The sequence below is a fragment of the Streptomyces sp. NPDC054863 genome (genome assembly GCF_053610825.1).
Genome location: NZ_JBSGZD010000078.1, coordinates 13,107 through 29,261 on the forward strand (window position 1 = coordinate 13,107; position 16,155 = coordinate 29,261).

A 16,155-nucleotide genomic window follows, 5' to 3' on the forward strand; every position below is an offset into this window, starting at 1 on the left:
AAGGAGCACTTCGCATGGCGACGTTCGACCAGAGCGCAGACCTCGTCCTCACCGGCGGCCCGGTGCACACCGTGGACGCCGCCCGCAGCCGGGCGACCACCGTCGCGGTGCGCGGCGGGCGGATCGCCGCCGTCGGCCACGACGAGGTGCGCGCACTGATCGGACCGAGCACTCAAGTCGTCGATCTGGCAGGGAAGTTGCTGATACCGGGCTTCCAGGACGCGCACGTCCACCCGGTCGGCGGCGGCGTCGAGATGGGCCAGTGCGACCTGACGGGGGCGGAGACGGCGGACGAGTACCGCACGATCATCGCCGCGTACGCGGACGCGCACCCCGAGGCCGAGTGGATCACCGGCGGCGGCTGGTCGATGGAGGCCTTCCCCGGCGGCACCCCCACCCGCGACTTCCTCGACGCGCTCGTCCCCGGCCGCCCCGTCTACCTGGTCAACCGCGACCACCACGGCGGACTCGCCAACTCCCGTGCGCTGGAGCTGTGTTCGATCACCCCGGACACCCCCGACCCCTCCGACGGCCGCCTGGAGCGGGACGCCGACGGGGTCCCCACCGGCATGCTCCAGGAAGGTGCGATGGGGCTGGTCGCCCGCCACGTCCCCACCCCGACCCGGGCCGAACTCCTCGCCGGACTCCTGCGCGCCCAGCGGCTCCTCCACTCCCACGGCATCACCGCCTGGCAGGACGCCATGGTCGGCGCACACGGGGGCATGGCCGACGCGACACCGGCCTACGTGTCGGCCGCCCGGGACGGCCTGCTCACCGCCCGGGTGACCGGCTCCCTCTGGTGGGACCGGGCCCGCGGCACCGAACAGCTCCCCGAACTCATCGCCCTGCGCGACGCGTTGACCGTCGGAGACCGCCTGCGCGCCTCCACCGTGAAGATCATGCAGGACGGCGTCGCGGAGAACTACACCGCCGCGATGCTCGACCCCTACCTCACCGCCTGCGGCTGCCCGTCCGACAACTCCGGCATCTCCTTCATCGATCCCAAGGCCCTTGCCTCGTACGTCACTTCACTCGACGCGGCAGGCTTCCAGGTGCACTTCCACGCACTGGGCGACCGGGCCGTACGGGAGGCACTGGACGCGGTCGAGGCGGCCCGCGCGGCCAACGGCCGGACCGACACCCGCCCGCACCTCGCCCACCTCCAGGTCGTCCACCCCTGCGACATCCCCCGCTTCCGCGCGCTGGGCGCCACGGCCAACATCCAGGCTCTCTGGGCGGCCCACGAACCCCAGATGGACGAGCTGACCATCCCCTTCCTGGGCCCGGAGCGCGCCACCCACCAGTACCCCTTCGGCGACCTGCTCCGCTCCGGGGCGACCCTCTGCGCGGGCAGCGACTGGCCGGTCAGCAGCCCGGACCCGCTCGCCGCACTCCAGGTCGCGGTCACCCGCCGCGAACCGGGCTGCGCCGACGCCACCCCGGCCTTCCTCCCGGAACAGCGCATCGACCTGGGCGCCGCACTGGCGGCTTACACAGCGGGCAGCGCGTACGTGAACCACCTCGACGACACCGGATCCATCCGCCCCGGCATGCTGGCCGACCTGACGGTCCTGGACCGCGACATCTTCGCGGCCCCGCCCGAGGAGATCGCTTCGGCGCGGGTCGTCTCCACGTACGTGGGCGGTACGGAGGTGTACGCGGCGGGGTGAGCCGGGTGGGGCCGGGACGGACCTCCCGACAGCGGTCGGTCTCCCGGCCCGGCCCCGACCCCCGCAGGGCGGTGGGCCGTTACGCCACCGCCACCAGCTCCTTGTGGCGAGCAGCCCGCGCGCTCGGCACCAGCGTCAGGTGCTGATGCCCCCTGCGCAGGTCCAGCTTCGGCCGCAGCCCGCCGACCCTGCACAGCAGTGCGCCGACGCCCAGCGCCGCCACGGCGGAGATGACACCGCCCGCCGCGAACCCGATCCGCGCACCGTAGGTGTCCGTGATCCAGCCGAGGAGCGGGGCACCGAGCGGCGTGCCGCCGGTGAACACCATCATGAAGAGGGCCATGACGCGCCCCCGCATCGCGGGGTCCGTCGCCATCTGGACACTCGAATTCGCCGTGACGTTGACCGTCAGGCCGCACATCCCGATCGGCACCATCAGCGCCGCGAAGAGCCAGAACGACGGCGCGAAGGCGGTCACCGCCTCCAGCACTCCGAAGAGCACCGCGGCCCCCACCAGCAGCCGCAGCCGGGACGTCCCCCGCCGTGCCGCCAGCAGCGCACCGGCCAGCGAGCCCGCCGCCATCAGCGTGTTGAGCAGCCCGTACGTCCCCGCACCCTCGCGGAAGACGTCGCTGGTGAACGCCGAGAGCCAGATCGGGAAGTTGAACCCGAACGTGCCGATGAAGCCGACCAGCACGATCGGCCAGATCAGCTCGGGACGGCCCGCGACATAGCGCAGTCCCTCCCTCAACTGCCCCTTGCCGCGCGGCGCCCGCTCGACCTTGTGCAGCTCGGAGGTGCGCATCATCAGCAGGCCGACGATGGGCGCCACGAACGAGAGCCCGTTCAGCAGGAAGGCGAAACCACTTCCCACCGCGGTGATCAGTACGCCCGCCACCGCAGGACCGACCAGCCGCGCGGACTGGAAGTTCGCGGAGTTCAGGCTGACCGCGTTCTGGATGTCGGCGGGGCCGACCATCTCGGCGACGAAGGTCTGCCGGGCGGGGTTGTCGACGACCGTGACCAGTCCGCCGACGAAGGCGGTCGCGTAGACGTGCCAGACCTCGACGTGTCCGCTCAGGGTCAGGGCGGCCAGGGCCAGGCCGGTCAGTCCCATCGCGGACTGGGTGGCCAGGAGCAGCGGACGCTTCGGCAGGCGGTCGGCGAGGACGCCTCCGTACAGGCCGAAGAGCAGCATCGGAAGGAACTGCAGGGCGATCGTGATGCCCACCGCGGACGCGGATCCGGTGATCGACAGCACCAGCCAGTCCTGGGCTATTCGCTGCATCCAGGTGCCGGTGTTGGAAACTACTTGCCCGCTTGCGAAGAGCCGGTAGTTCCGGTTCCTGAGCGAGCTGAACATGGACTGCTTGGGGGTGGTCGGTGCGGGGGCGGAGTCTGCTCCGGATCCCGTACTCAAAGTGGGTTCGCCTCCTTGGCGGCGCGCGGGGTCGTTGACGTCAGGGCCCACCCTGAACAGTTCTTACAGGTGGGCGAGCTTCTCCAGGACCGGGGCGGCAGCGCGCAGCTTCGCCCATTCGTCCTCGTCCAGACCGTCGGCGAGACCGGACAGCCAGACGTTCCGCTTGCGGCGGCTCTCTTCGAGCATCGCCTCGGCGGTCTCGGTCTGTCTGACCACCTTCTGCCGGCGGTCCTCGGGGTGCGGCTCCAGCCTGACCAGGCCCTTCGCTTCGAGCAGCGCCACGATGCGGGTCATCGACGGCGGCTGTACGTGTTCCTTGCGGGCCAGCTCGCCGGGTGTGGCGGAGCCGCAGCGGGCGAGGGTGCCGAGCACCGACATCTCGGTGGGGCTCAGCGACTCGTCGACCCGCTGGTGCTTCAGTCGTCGGCCCAGCAGCATGACTGCGGAGCGGAGTGCGTTCACGGCGGCGGCGTTGTCGCCGTGGGACAGGTCAGGCATGTTTGTTAGCGTAACTCATTACTCAATCTAAAGACCACCCCCGTCACAGAGGTACGGGGGCGTGGTGGCAGAAGTCACCCGTACGAGTGAGAGCGGGCCGGAAAGTGACACGGACCGCCCGGCCCCGGCCCGACCCTGGGGCAGTGACCCCACCAGCGACTCCACCAGCGACGGAATCCTCGGTGCTCAGCCTCCGGATAGACGGCGAGCTCCTCGACCGGCTCCGGGACCATGCCGCGAAACGCGGAATGAGCGTCCAGGCCTATGTGGTCCGGACGCTCGTTCGCGACGACTTCGACGAGCGCTTCAAGACGGCGGTCGACGAGACGGAGAAGTTCTACGGCGCCGCATGAGGCCCGTAGCCCTGAGCCCGTAGGTACGCCCGCAGGCCCGCACCGCCCCGCACGTACGCGCTCCGGGCCGCCTAGGTGAGGCCCAGGGCCGGCATCAGGTAGTAGAAGGCGAAGACCGCCGACACGGCGTACATCGCGACCGGCACCTCGCGCCCGCGCCCGGCCGCCAGCCGCAGCACGCAGAAGCTGACGAAGCCGATGCCGATGCCGTTCGTGATCGAGTACGTGAACGGCATCATCAGCATCGTCAGGAAGGCCGGGATCGCGATCGTGTAGTCGCTCCAGTCGATCGCCCTGACCGAGCCCGACAGGATCAGGAAGCCGACCGCGAGCAGCGCGGGCGTCGCCGCCTGCGACGGGACCATCGTGACCAGCGGGGTCAGGAAGAGCCCCGCCGCGAAGAGACCGCCGGTGACCATGTTGGCCAGACCGGTGCGCGCGCCCTCTCCGACCCCCGCCGTGGACTCCACGAAGCAGGTGGTGGCGGAGGAGGAGGTGCCGCCGCCCGCGGCGACGGCCAGACCGTCGACCAGCAGGACCTTGTTGACGCCCGGCAGGTTGCCCTTCGCGTCCGTCAGCTTCGCCTCGTCGCCGACCGCGAGGATCGTGCCCATCGCGTCGAAGAAGCAGGACAGCAGGACCGAGAAGACGAACAGGACACCCGTCAGGATCCCGACCTTCTCGAAGCCGCCGAACAGACTGACCTTGCCGAGCAGCCCGAAGTCGGGCATCGCGACCGGGTTGCCGGGCCACTCGGGGGTCGTCAGACCCCAGCTCTTCACGTCGGCGACCGCGTGGATGACCATCGCGACGGCGGTCATGACGACCATCGAGATCAGGATCGCGCCGGGCACCTTGCGGGTCATCAGGGCGAGCGTGAGCAGGACGCCGAGGACGAAGACCAGGACCGGCCAGCCGTTGAGGTGACCGCCGGTGCCGAGCTGGAGCGGGACGGTGGTGTGCGCGGCGTCCGGCATGCGGGAGACGAAGCCCGAGTCGACGAGGCCGATCAGCATGATGAACAGGCCGATGCCGATCGCGATGCCCTTGCGCAGCCCCAGCGGCACCGCGTTCATCACGCGCTCCCGCAGCCCCGTGGCGACCATCAGCATGACGATGACACCGGCGAGGACGACCATGCCCATCGCGTCCGGCCAGCTCATCCTGGGCGCGAGCTGGAGCGCCACGACGGTGTTCACGCCGAGGCCCGCCGCGAGCGCGATCGGGACGTTGCCGATGACGCCCATGAGGAGCGTGGAGAGGGCGGCGGTCAGGACGGTCGCGGTGACGAGCTGGCCGTTGTCGAGCTGGTGCCCGTACATGTCCTTGGCGCTGCCGAGGATGATCGGGTTCAGCACGATGATGTACGCCATCGCGAAGAAGGTGGCGAGACCGCCGCGCAGCTCGCGGGCGACCGTCGAACCCCGCTCGGTGATCTTGAAGAACCGGTCGAGTCCGTTGACCGGCCCCTGCGAGGGCGTCTGCTTCGGGGCGGGCGGCTGTTCGGCGGCGTCCACCGGGGAGCTGGCGGGGGGCATGCGTGACCTCACGGGGTGGAGCGACGGAAGGCGGGGAACCAGTCAGACTTGGATGTTCCGACGAACAGAATCAGTCAAACGACGGTTGTTTCAGTATGAATGCATAACTGGAAGATCGGTATCTCCGCGCGTAGACCCATGAGCCGACCGGCTCGACGGCCTTCCCGCGGCCCCTTTCCTCCTGCGGCCTACACTGAGCCGCATGGCGAAGTGGACTGCGAAGCACGAGGCACCCGAGCCCCTGGAGGGGCCCGTGGTCGGCACGATCACCGGTGGCACGATCATCTGGTTCGTGATCTTCCTCGCCCAGGCCGCCTTCTACGGCTGGTTCGCCGACCGCGACCTGCTCTGGTGGTACTGGACGCCGCTGGCCGGCGCCGGACTCGGCCTCATCGGCATCTGGTACGTGCGCGGACGTGACGCGGCACTGAAGCGGTTCGCGGCCCAGCAGGCGGCGGAGGCCGCCGGGCGAAGCACCCCCTCGGCCCCGTAGGGAGCCAGCCCCCTCGGCCCCGTGAGGTACGAGCCCCCTCGGCCCCGTAGGGAACGAGCCCCCTCGGCCCCGTGGGGACCACCTCTTCAACCCCGTAACCGACAAAAGTCCCCGCCGATGTACATCTTGCGGTCAAGTCGCGTCGTACCGAGGTCGGATCTTGTCTTCCCGTGGCCCTGAAATCCGGTCTTCGACGGGTGCGCCCGGACATCCGGTCGTACGGTCGGGTGCATGACGCACATTGACGCGGGCGCGGAGCTGGATCCCGTACACCCGGTGGAACCACCTGCCTCCGAAGGGCCCCTCGCGGTGCGCGCGGCCGGGCTGAGCGCGGCCGAGGTGGCGGAGCGGATCGCGCGGGGCGAGGTCAACGACGTTCCGGTCCGGAGTTCACGCTCGACGGCGGAGATCGTCCGGGGCAACGTCTTCACCCGCTTCAACGCGATCATCGGCGTGCTGTGGATCGTCATGCTGTCCGTCGCGCCGATCCAGGACAGCCTCTTCGGCTTCGTGATCATCGCGAACACCGGCATCGGCATCATCCAGGAGCTGCGCGCCAAGAAGACCCTCGACGGGCTCGCGGTGATCGGCGAGGCGAAACCGACGGTGCGGCGCGACGGGGTGGCCGCCGAGATCTCCACCTCCCAGATCGTGCTGGGCGACGTCATCGAGCTCGGTCCTGGCGACAAGGTCGTCGTCGACGGCGAGGTCGCCGAGGCCGACAGCCTCGAAGTCGACGAGTCACTGCTGACCGGCGAGGCCGACCCGGTCCTCAAGAAGCCGGGCGACGTCATGATGTCCGGCTCGTTCGTGGTCGCCGGAGGCGGCGCCTTCACCGCGACGAAGGTCGGCCGGGAGGCGTACGCGGCGCAGCTCGCGGAGGAGGCGTCCCGCTTCACCCTCGTCCACTCCGAGCTGCGCTCCGGCATCTCCACGATCCTCAAGTACGTGACGTGGATGATGATCCCGACGGCGATCGGGCTGATCATCAGCCAGATGGTCGTCAAGGAGAACGACTTCAAGAACTCCGTCGCCCGCACCGTCGGCGGCATCGTCCCGATGATCCCCGAGGGCCTGGTCCTGCTGACGTCCGTGGCCTTCGCCATCGGCGTCATCCGCCTCGGCCGCAAGCAGTGCCTGGTGCAGGAGCTGCCCGCGATCGAGGGTCTGGCCCGCGTCGACGTGGTCTGCCTCGACAAGACCGGCACCCTCACCGAGGGCGGCATGGACGTCACGGAGCTGCGGGCGCTCAACGGGACCGACGAGGCGTACGTACGACAGGTACTCGGCGCTCTCGGCGAGTCCGACCCGCGCCCCAACGCCAGCCTCCAGGCCATCAAGGACAAGTACCCGGACGAGGCCGAGTGGCGGGTCCTGGAATCCCTCCCCTTCTCCTCCGCACGGAAGTACAGCGGGGCCTCCTTCAGCGACGGCACGGGCGAGAACTCGACGTGGCTGCTCGGCGCCCCGGACGTGCTGCTGCCCTCCGGCGACCCGGCCCTCGCCGAGATCGACGGCCTGAACGCGCAGGGCCTGCGCGTCCTCCTCCTCGCGCGCACGACCGGCTCCGAGCTGACCGACCCGCAGGTGGGCGCGGGCGCCACCGCGACCGCCCTCGTGGTCCTGGAACAGCGGCTGCGGCCGGACGCGGGCGAGACCCTCGCCTACTTCGCCGACCAGGACGTGGCGGCCAAGGTGATCTCGGGCGACAACGCGGTGTCGGTCGGCGCGGTCGCCGGAAAGCTCGGCCTGCCGGGCGCCGAGAACACGATCGACGCTCGCCAACTCCCCACCGACCAGGCCGAAATGGCGGCCGTCCTCGACTCGAACGCGGTCTTCGGGCGGGTCACGCCGCAGCAGAAGCGGGACATGGTCGCGGCCCTCCAGTCGAAGGGTCACACGGTCGCCATGACGGGCGACGGCGTCAACGACGTCCTCGCCCTGAAGGACGCCGACATCGGCGTCTCGATGGGCTCGGGCTCGGAGGCGACGCGCGCCGTCGCACAGATCGTCCTGCTCAACAACAGCTTCGCCACCCTCCCGTCGGTGGTCGCCGAGGGCCGCCGCGTCATCGGCAACATCACGCGCGTGGCGACCCTCTTCCTCACGAAGACGGTCTACTCGGTCCTCCTCGCGATCATGGTGGTCTGCTCGCAGGTCGAGTACCCCTTCCTCCCCCGGCACCTGACCCTCCTCTCCACCCTCACGATCGGCATCCCCGCCTTCTTCCTGGCCCTCGCGCCCAACAAGGAGCGGGCCAAGCCGCACTTCGTACGGAGGGTGATGCGGTACGCGATCCCGAGCGGGACCATCGCGGCGGTCGCCACCTTCAGCACCTACCTGCTCGCCCGCTCCCACTACTCGGGCCCCGACGCACTCGCCGCCGAGACGAGCGCGGCGACGCTGACGCTCTTCCTGGTGTCGATGTGGGTCCTGGCGATCATCGCCAGGCCGTACACGTGGTGGCGGATCGCACTGGTGGCGACGATGGGCGCCGGATTCCTGCTGGTCCTGGCAGTGCCGTGGCTCCAGGACTTCTTCGCCCTCAAACTGATCGGCACGACGATGCCGTGGACGGCGGTCGGGATCGCGGTGGCGGCGGCAGTACTGCTGGAGGGCTCCTGGAGGTGGGTAGGCCGCAAATGGCCGGCCTAACCCCTTCCATCCGAACGGACACCTCCATCCGAACAAGCACCTTTCAGCCCACCCGACCACCTTTCAGCCCACCCGACCACCTTTAGCCCGTCGGGCATCTTTCAGCCCGTCCGGCACCCTTTCAGCCCGTCCGGCGTTTGAGGACGCGCGGCGCAGCCGTGCACCGGGCGCAGCCCGGGACCCCGGCCCCCACCGGCGCGAGCCGTGCCCCTTTTCCCGCCCCGCGGCGAGCGGTTTAGGGGAAGGGGCGGGGAGGGGCCATCCCGCGAAGCGGCCCACCGGCCCGCACCGGTGCACGTGCCGGAGCGAGGGTGGGGCTCCGCGTGGGGGGCCGCCCCCTTGCCCACCCGTCCCGCCCCCGGGGGGCGGCCCCGCTGCCCAAGGAGGCTGACGGTCGGGTAAGGAGGCTGGGGTCGGGTGCGGAGGGCTAGAGGGCTACGGGGCTAGACGGGGCCAGAGGGCCAGGGGCCAGGGGCTCGTGGCCAGGGGCTCGGGGCTCGGGGCTCGGGGCTCGGGGCTCGGGGCTCGGGGCTCGGGGCTCGGGGAACTGTGTGGTCGGCCACGACGTCCCTCAGTCGAACCACCGGTTCCGCGCCAGCTCCCCCACCCGCGTCGGATCCTCCAAAAGTGCCGCCACCTCGAACCGCCGCGGCCACTGCCCCGCCGACCACGCCAGCCCGGCGGCCACGCCCTCCAGCGTGGACGCGTGCAGGACCCCGTCCGGCGTCCCGCGCCAGTCCAGTTCCACGCCGCCCGCGAGCAGCTCCTCGTGTTCGAGGTAGGTCGCCGGGGTCCGCGACCCCAGCAGCTCCCGTACCGCCGCCGGAACCTCCCGTACGACGCCCTGCGAGCTCACCTCCGCCGGCACCGTCTCCCCCAGCCCCCGCACCTGGAACAGGTCCGCCAGCCGCGCAGCCCGCGAAGGCGCCACCGGCAGCAGGGCAAGGCCGCCGGTCAGCGGCAGCAGGTCCGGGGCGTCCACGACGAGCGCGTCGGCCGCGTCCACGACCTCCACCCGCCCGTCGACGACCGCGCGCAGCTCGTCCGGCAGCGTCACCTGCTCCGGATCCAGGTCCGCCAACGCCGTGTACAAGGCGTGCAGTTGGTGGTCGCCGACCTCGCTCTCCGGGTCCGCGAGGCGGCCGAGGAGCTCCGCCGCCCCGCCCGGCTCGGCGAGCAGCGAGGCCAGGGTCGTGCGTACGCCCAGCGCCCGCAGCACCTGCTCGTCCTCGAATCCGGTCGCGTCGGCCTCGTCGTACAGGCCCTCCAGGAGCGCGTCACCGCCCGCCGCCAGCAGGCCCGCCGGGCGGCGTCCGTCCAGGACCGGGTGGTCACGCAGCCACCACGCCGTGTACGGGCGTACGGACTGCGTCGTCCCGTCCGGCAGCAGCACCCGCACCTGCTGCGTCAGCGCGTCCCGCAGCGGCGGCTGCGCCAGCATGGCGAGGGCGAGGGGCCACTTGTCGTCGTCGACCAGGTCCAGGTCCCGTACGGCCACGATCTCCGTCGCCACCGGCGGCACCGGCGTGCGGGGCAGCTGGTCGACGAGGTCCTCGCACCACACGTCGACCGCGTCGAGCAGCCCCGCGTCGTCCGGCTCGGCGAAGTCGCCGTCGCGCGGTTCGAGCTCGTCGGGGTCGAGCACGACGTCCGTCGCCCGTACGAGAGCGAAGGTGGCCAGCACGCCCACGGCGGCGAGTACGGACTCGCCCCACTTGTCCGCGAAGTCCTGGTCGACCAGGGCGAGTTCGTCCTCGCGCATGACGCGGGCGAAGTCGGACCCCGGCACCACCAGCTCACCGGCCGGGGACAGCTCCCCGTCCTCGTCCGGCAGGGCCAGTGCGCCCAGCCACGGTTCGTCGCCCGGCGCCAGGTCCGCGTCCCGTACGAGGCCCAGGACCGTCTCGGTCAGCTCGTCCGCGTCGAGCGCGTCCTCGTCCCAGATGTCCGAACCGTCGAGCGAGCCCGCGACCGCCGTCCGCACCTGGGGAGTCGTCAGCACGGCGCGCGGCGTCGCGGGCAGCGCACCCAGCTTCTCCAGGAGCGGGTGCGCGGCCTCGGCGTGCGCCACCCGCAGCCCGAGCCTGGCGAGTTGCTCGGGGGCGGTGGTGTCCGGCAGCGGCAGGAGGACCTGGCGGGGGCCGACCGCCGTACGCCCGTTGGCGAGCGGCACCGGGAGCCCGGCGAGCCGGTCCGGGTCGACGCCGGCCAGCGACTCGTACAGCCGCCACCACCAGCCGGGAGCGCGCTCGGCGCCGCCGATGCGCTCGATGGCGTCCCCGAGCGGGAGTCGCCCCACTCCCAACGTCCGCAGTTCCGCCCGGCGTTCGAGCCCGGCGGGCAGCAGCGTCGGCAGCACCTCCGCCAGTACGCGTACGGTCTCGTCGCCCGCCCCCTCCACGACCTCCGCCTCGAACGGGCGCAGCGCGGGCTGTTCCTCGGTGGGCGCGGCGGGGAGGAGGAAGGGGATGCGGGGCAGCCGGGCGACGATCGCGGCGCGCAGCGCTCCGTCCAGCTCGCCCTTGCCCAGCGGCCCGGGGACGAGCGAGAGGGTCCCGGTGGACAGCGGCTCCCAGCCGCTCAGCAGTTCGGCGTACGCGTCGGCCGCCCGCTCCACGAGGAAGTCGGTGAGCGGCCCTGGCGCGGGGTGCCGGCGGGTGGTGTCCAGCGGCAGCGAGGCGATGAGCAGCGCGGGCACGCCCAGCGGCTCGTCGGTCGGCGTCGGCGCGTGCACGACGCGTGCGGTGCGCGGCGGCAGCGGGGAGCCGTCGTCGTCGACGGGGACGGCCCAGGTGAGGGACCAGTGCGGGCGCAGGCGCTCCTCGACGGGGCGGTCCGCGAGGAGTTCGCGGGTGAGGGCGCCGGACGCGGTGGCCGTGCGCCAGCGGGTCGTGCCGTGCGCGTCCTCGGCCCCGCTGCCCCTGTGGTGGCTGTCCTCGATGTGGACGTACGCCCCGTGCACCGACCGCGACAGCGTCCGTACCGTCTCGGGCGTCTCGACGACGACCTCGCTCAGTCCCGGCAGCGTCAGCAGCAGCGCGTCGTCGATCGCGGCGAGCAGGTGCTCGACCAGCGCCACGGCCGCCGGGTCGCGCAGCGGGAGCACGACGACCGTGTCGTACCCCTCGGGCGCGGTCCCCTCGGCGGGCAACGGAAGCCGCAGCAGCGGCACATGGCCGTCGCGGCGGCGGAGTTCGTCGTCGAGGCCGGGGCTGCGGAGCGCGGACTCCTGTGCCATCCCGCGCGCCTCGGCGAGCGACCAGCGCACACCTCCGTGCCGGCCGAGCACGGCGGGCTCGTCGCTCACCGCGAGCACGGCGGCGAACCCGACCCCGAAGCGGCCGACGGCTCCGGCGGTGTCCTCACGCTTGGCGGAGGCCCGCAGCGTGCTGAGCGACTGCGCGCCGGCGGCGTCCAGCGGTGCACCGGTGTTCGCGGCGGCGAGCACCGCGGGCCCGTCGGCGGTGGCCGGGTGCAGGGTCAGCCGCAGCCGCCCGGCCGCTCCCGCGCGCCCCGCCGCGTCGGCGGCGTTCTGCGCCAGCTCCACGACGAGCCGGTCCCGGTAGCCGCCGAGTGCGAGGTCCTCCTCCGCGTTGGCGTCCTCGCGGAAACGGGCCGGGGTCGCGGTCCAGGCGTCCAGCACACCGCGCCGCAGCCGTGCGCTGCCGAACGGGTCGCCGGGGTCGCCCTCGTCGGCCCCGGTGGTGTCCGTCTCCGATGCGCTCACGGTGGTGCTCCTCTGTCGTGGTCTGCGGCGTGCAAGGTACCGCGCGGCTGACCATTGCCCCTGCCCGGTGAGCGGCCGGACAGTCCCGTTTGGGGGCGCGGGGAACTGCGCGACCAGCCACGGACGCACTCGCACACGGAAAACCCTGCCCGGACGGGCAACCCCTGTCCCGGGCGAAGCCCGGAGGGGGAAGGGGGCGCCCCCCCTTCGGAGGAGCCAGGGTCAGGAGTGGCCCAGGTCCTCCGAGTCGGGGTCGGACACCACGGCCACCGACCCACCCTCCGGATCCGGCCTCAGCGGAAAAGCATCCACCGCCATCGAATCGTGCACCGGCCCCGTCGGCTTCGGCGTCTTCGGCATCACGGCCGCCTCCGAGTGGCCGCCGCAGCCGTACGAGAGCGAGACGACATGGCCGTCCGCCGGGCCGAATTCGTTGGCGCAGATGCCGAAGGCCTGGCCGAGCGAGCCGGAGACCGGGATGAGGAACGCGCAGGAGACACAGGTGGCGGGGGCCGCTTGCGCCATCGGGGTCTTCTGGCCGTACTCCTCGTCCCAGCGGTCGGCCGCCAGGTGGAGGCCGTAGCGGGACAGGACGCGGGCCCGGCGCATGCCGAGCTCCTCCGCGACGGACGTGATGGACCCGCGTACGGGCACGGATGCGACCGGAGCGGTCAGTTCCGCGTCCTCGGCGTCCACCACCTCGGCGAGGGCCTGGGACTCCATCTCCTCGGAGAGGAGCGAGTTCGGCGGCGGTGCGTCCTCACCGGTCCAGCCGGGCTCCAGACGCAGGTCCTCCGCCTCCGTGGGGAGGAGGTCGCCGGGGCCCATGTCGCCGGGGCGCAGCCGCTCGCTCCACGGCACCCACTCGGGGGCCTGGAGGGAGTCGGGGCCCGGCAGCAGGACCGTCTCGTCGAGGGTGACGAACTTCGCGCGGGACGCGCGGGCCACCGTGACGGCCCAGCGCCAGCCGCGGTAGCCGGGCTCCTTGGCCTCGAAGAGGTGGGTGACCACCCGGTCGCCCTCGGAGAAGAGAGTGAGGTGCTCGCCGACCACCCCGGGGAAGGCGGCCTCCTCGGCGGCCTCGCGCGCGAGGTCGACCGCTTCGGCGCACAGACGGTCAGGGGTACGGCTTCTCGTCGTCGCAGCACTCACAGGTTTCGCTTCTCTCCTACGCCGTATCACGGGTGCGCCTGCCGAGGAGCGATGCAGATGGATGTACGAGCTGCGGGCGGAGCGGACCATGGGGCCGCGTCGACGTCCGCGCCCGACCTACCTACTGCCTCGGGCACACCTTCCGCCATCCATTCTGCGGGATCGCTGAGAGGCGCGCGGCCGAGGACAACCGCCGGTGGCGCGCTACGCACGCTACCCCCTCCGCCGCCCCCATCCCACCTGCGCGTCCGAATCCTGGTTCGGGTCGGGCGGTGCCCGCGCGTCTTTGGGGCAGTATGGCGGGGTGACCAGCGCACGTTCGACGTCACGCTCGTACGTCCCAACTGGGCCGCTGCGCAAGGCGGGCCGGGCGGTCGGCCGCGCCCTCCACCTGCCGTTCACCGGTACGGCGCGGGGCATCCGGCGCGCCACGCACGCGCACGGCGCGGGTGAGTCGGGGCTCGGAAAGCTCATCGAACTGCACGCCGTCAACGGCGCGGGCGACGTATTGATCACAATCGCACTCGCCTCGACGGTTTTCTTTTCCGTACCGACCGACGAGGCGCGCGGACGTGTCGCGCTCTATCTGGCGATCACGATGGCGCCCTTCACCCTGCTGGCCCCGGTGATCGGCCCGCTGCTGGACCGGCTGCCGCACGGGCGGCGGGCCGCGATGGCGGGCGCGATGCTGGCGCGGGCGGTGCTGGCGCTGGCCATGTCGGGGGCGGTGGCGACGGGCGGCATCGAGCTGTACCCGGCGGCGCTGGGCGTACTGGTGGCCTCGAAGGCGTACGGAGTGGTCCGGAGCGCGGTCGTGCCGAGACTGCTGCCACCACGCTTCTCGCTGGTCAAGGCGAACTCGCGGGTGACGCTCGCGGGCCTGCTCGCGACGGGGGCCGCCGCGCCGATCGGGGCGGCGCTCCAGCGCGTCGGTCCTGCCTGGCCGCTGTACGGGGCCTTCCTCGTCTTCGTGGCCGGCACCTTCCTCGCCTTCTCCATGCCCGGAAAGGTGGACTCCGCGAAGGGTGAACGGCGCGCCCATCTGGCCGCCGAACACCCGGGAGAGGCACAGACGAAGACGGGGCTGCGGGACGTGGGCCCCTCCGTCATCCACGCCCTCCAGGCGAACGCGGCACTGCGCGCGCTCTCCGGCTTCCTGATCTTCTTCCTCGCCTTCCTGCTGCGGCAGCACCCGCTGGGCGGGCAGAGCGCGGCGGTCTCCCTCGGAATCGTCGGCGTCGCGGCGGGCCTCGGGAACGCGGTGGGCACGGCGGTCGGCGCCTGGCTGAAGTCACGGGCCCCCGAACTGATCATCGCGACGGTCCTCGGCATCGCGCTGGGGGTTTCGGCGCTGACGGCGGTGTTCTTCAGCGGGGTGCTGGTGGCGGCGCTGGGCGCGACGGCCGGACTCTGCCAGGCCCTGGGCAAACTGTCACTCGATGCGCTGATCCAGCGCGACGTGCCGGAGGCGGTCCGGAACTCGGCGTTCGCCAGGTCCGAGACGTTGCTCCAGGTGGCCTGGGTGGTGGGAGGCGCGATCGGCATCCTGCTGCCGCTGGTGGCCTGGCTGGGAATGAGCGTGGGCGCGGGCCTGGTGGCGCTCGGCGTGCTGGTGTCCGTACGGGGCCTGCTGGGCGCGGGCCGCAAGAGGGTGGCGCTGCGGTAGGGGGTATCCAGCCCGTCCGGTGCTTGAGGACGCGCGGACGCAGTCCGTGCACGGGGCGCAGCCCCGGACCCCAGCCCCCACGGCGGTGAACGTGAACCCGTCCGCCCCGCCCGGAGGGCCCCGGCGCAGCCGGATGCCATCCGGGCGATAGCCTTCGCGCATGACCGTTGCGTTGTTCTCGGGCAAGGCCCGCCGTACCGCTGCCGCCCTCGGCGTTGTCTCCGCCGGGCTGCTCGTCCTCTCCGCCTGCGACAAGCCGACCCCGCGTGCCACCCTCACGGTCGGCTCGGACTCGGTGAACTCCGAGGCCGCCTGCTACGCCCACGGCGATGCGGGCATCAGCGAGAAGGAGACCCCGGGCTGCCTGAACAAGAAGCCCGCCAAGTCCATCAAGGTCTCCATGGAGGACAAGGTCCGCCTGGGCGTCGACCCCGAGGTCGCCGAGAACGGCTGGACCGTCTTCATCAACGGCCAGCCCGCCGAGCAGGAGCCGTTCAAGAAGACGTACCGCTCCATCCCGGGCAACGCGTTCTTCAGCAGCGGCCAGCAGGGCTCCCCGCCGGCCAAGGAGGCGACGGTCAGCATCGTCGAGACCGGCGGCAAGAAGCTCATCGGCGTGTGGAGCTTCAAGCTGGAGAAGGCTTCCTGAATCCCGTGATCCCCGTGAACGTCCTCGTCGTGACCGCGGTCCCCGCTGAGCGGGACGCGGTCACGCGTGCGTTCGGGGGCCGCGACGTGATCTGCGACGTGATCTCCGGCGGCGTCGGCCCCGCCGCGGCCGCCGCGTCCACCGCCCGGGCCCTGGCCACCGCGCCCGCCTCCGCCCCGTACGACCTGGTGATCTCCGCCGGGATCGGCGGCGGGTTCGCGGACGTCGCGCCGATCGGCTCCGTCGTCGTCGCCGATGCGATCGTCGCCGCCGATCTCGGGGCCGAGACGCCGCAGGGGTACGTATCCGTCACCGGGCTCGGCTTCGGGAC

Annotated in this window: 12 protein-coding genes; 7 read left to right on the plus strand and 5 right to left on the minus strand. The window is 72.0% G+C overall.

Annotation, left to right across the window (positions count from 1 at the left end):
* Positions 1 to 14: 14 nt before the first annotated feature.
* Positions 15 to 1,670, plus strand: a complete 1,656-nt coding sequence (locus ACWGIG_RS16790; protein ID WP_453322353.1) for an amidohydrolase — start codon at positions 15 to 17, stop codon at positions 1,668 to 1,670.
* A 79-nt stretch (positions 1,671 to 1,749) separates the two neighbouring features.
* On the opposite strand, the gene ACWGIG_RS16795 is transcribed toward ACWGIG_RS16790, so the two are convergent.
* Together ACWGIG_RS16795 and ACWGIG_RS16800 are read right to left on the minus strand one after the other, a co-directional pair.
* Positions 1,750 to 3,090, minus strand: a complete 1,341-nt coding sequence (locus ACWGIG_RS16795) for an MFS transporter (RefSeq protein ID WP_453322354.1) — start codon at positions 3,088 to 3,090, stop codon at positions 1,750 to 1,752.
* A 63-nt stretch (positions 3,091 to 3,153) separates the two neighbouring features.
* The gene (locus ACWGIG_RS16800) at positions 3,154 to 3,591 is read right to left on the minus strand and encodes a MarR family winged helix-turn-helix transcriptional regulator (RefSeq protein ID WP_453322355.1); all 438 of its coding nucleotides are present in this window, start codon (positions 3,589 to 3,591) and stop codon (positions 3,154 to 3,156) included.
* Between the two features lie 143 nt (positions 3,592 to 3,734).
* Between ACWGIG_RS16800 and ACWGIG_RS16805 the strand changes: the two genes are divergently transcribed.
* The gene (locus ACWGIG_RS16805; RefSeq protein WP_453322356.1) at positions 3,735 to 3,944 is read left to right on the plus strand and encodes a ribbon-helix-helix protein, CopG family; all 210 of its coding nucleotides are present in this window, start codon (positions 3,735 to 3,737) and stop codon (positions 3,942 to 3,944) included.
* Positions 3,945 to 4,015: 71 nt separating this feature from the next.
* Here ACWGIG_RS16805 and ACWGIG_RS16810 read toward each other — a convergent pair whose 3' ends face one another.
* Positions 4,016 to 5,482 (minus strand): NCS2 family permease, encoded by a 1,467-nt coding sequence (locus tag ACWGIG_RS16810; RefSeq protein ID WP_453322357.1) that lies wholly within the window; start codon positions 5,480 to 5,482, stop codon positions 4,016 to 4,018.
* Positions 5,483 to 5,684: 202 nt separating this feature from the next.
* Between ACWGIG_RS16810 and ACWGIG_RS16815 the strand changes: the two genes are divergently transcribed.
* Positions 5,685 to 5,975 carry a DUF2530 domain-containing protein gene (locus tag ACWGIG_RS16815; protein ID WP_453322358.1) on the plus strand — a complete coding sequence of 97 codons (291 nt, stop codon included), beginning with the start codon at positions 5,685 to 5,687 and terminating at the stop codon, positions 5,973 to 5,975.
* A gap of 231 nt (positions 5,976 to 6,206) precedes the next feature.
* Positions 6,207 to 8,630 (plus strand): HAD-IC family P-type ATPase, encoded by a 2,424-nt coding sequence (locus tag ACWGIG_RS16820; RefSeq protein ID WP_453322359.1) that lies wholly within the window; start codon positions 6,207 to 6,209, stop codon positions 8,628 to 8,630.
* Between the two features lie 571 nt (positions 8,631 to 9,201).
* On the opposite strand, the gene ACWGIG_RS16825 is transcribed toward ACWGIG_RS16820, so the two are convergent.
* Both ACWGIG_RS16825 and ACWGIG_RS16830 read right to left on the minus strand, forming a co-directional pair.
* Complete coding sequence (locus ACWGIG_RS16825; protein WP_453322360.1) at positions 9,202 to 12,357, minus strand: sacsin N-terminal ATP-binding-like domain-containing protein; 3,156 nt, start codon at positions 12,355 to 12,357, stop codon at positions 9,202 to 9,204.
* Between the two features lie 222 nt (positions 12,358 to 12,579).
* Positions 12,580 to 13,509 carry a DUF3027 domain-containing protein gene (locus tag ACWGIG_RS16830; protein ID WP_453322361.1) on the minus strand — a complete coding sequence of 310 codons (930 nt, stop codon included), beginning with the start codon at positions 13,507 to 13,509 and terminating at the stop codon, positions 12,580 to 12,582.
* A gap of 304 nt (positions 13,510 to 13,813) precedes the next feature.
* On the opposite strand from ACWGIG_RS16830, the gene ACWGIG_RS16835 reads away from it, so the two are divergent.
* The 3 genes from ACWGIG_RS16835 to ACWGIG_RS16845 all read left to right on the plus strand — a co-directional run.
* Positions 13,814 to 15,175 (plus strand): MFS transporter, encoded by a 1,362-nt coding sequence (locus tag ACWGIG_RS16835; RefSeq protein ID WP_453322362.1) that lies wholly within the window; start codon positions 13,814 to 13,816, stop codon positions 15,173 to 15,175.
* A 160-nt stretch (positions 15,176 to 15,335) separates the two neighbouring features.
* Positions 15,336 to 15,824 (plus strand): DUF2771 domain-containing protein, encoded by a 489-nt coding sequence (locus ACWGIG_RS16840; protein WP_453322363.1) that lies wholly within the window; start codon positions 15,336 to 15,338, stop codon positions 15,822 to 15,824.
* A 14-nt stretch (positions 15,825 to 15,838) separates the two neighbouring features.
* Positions 15,839 to 16,155: phosphorylase family protein (locus tag ACWGIG_RS16845; protein ID WP_453322365.1), on the plus strand; the 317-nt coding region annotated here is incomplete at its 3' end.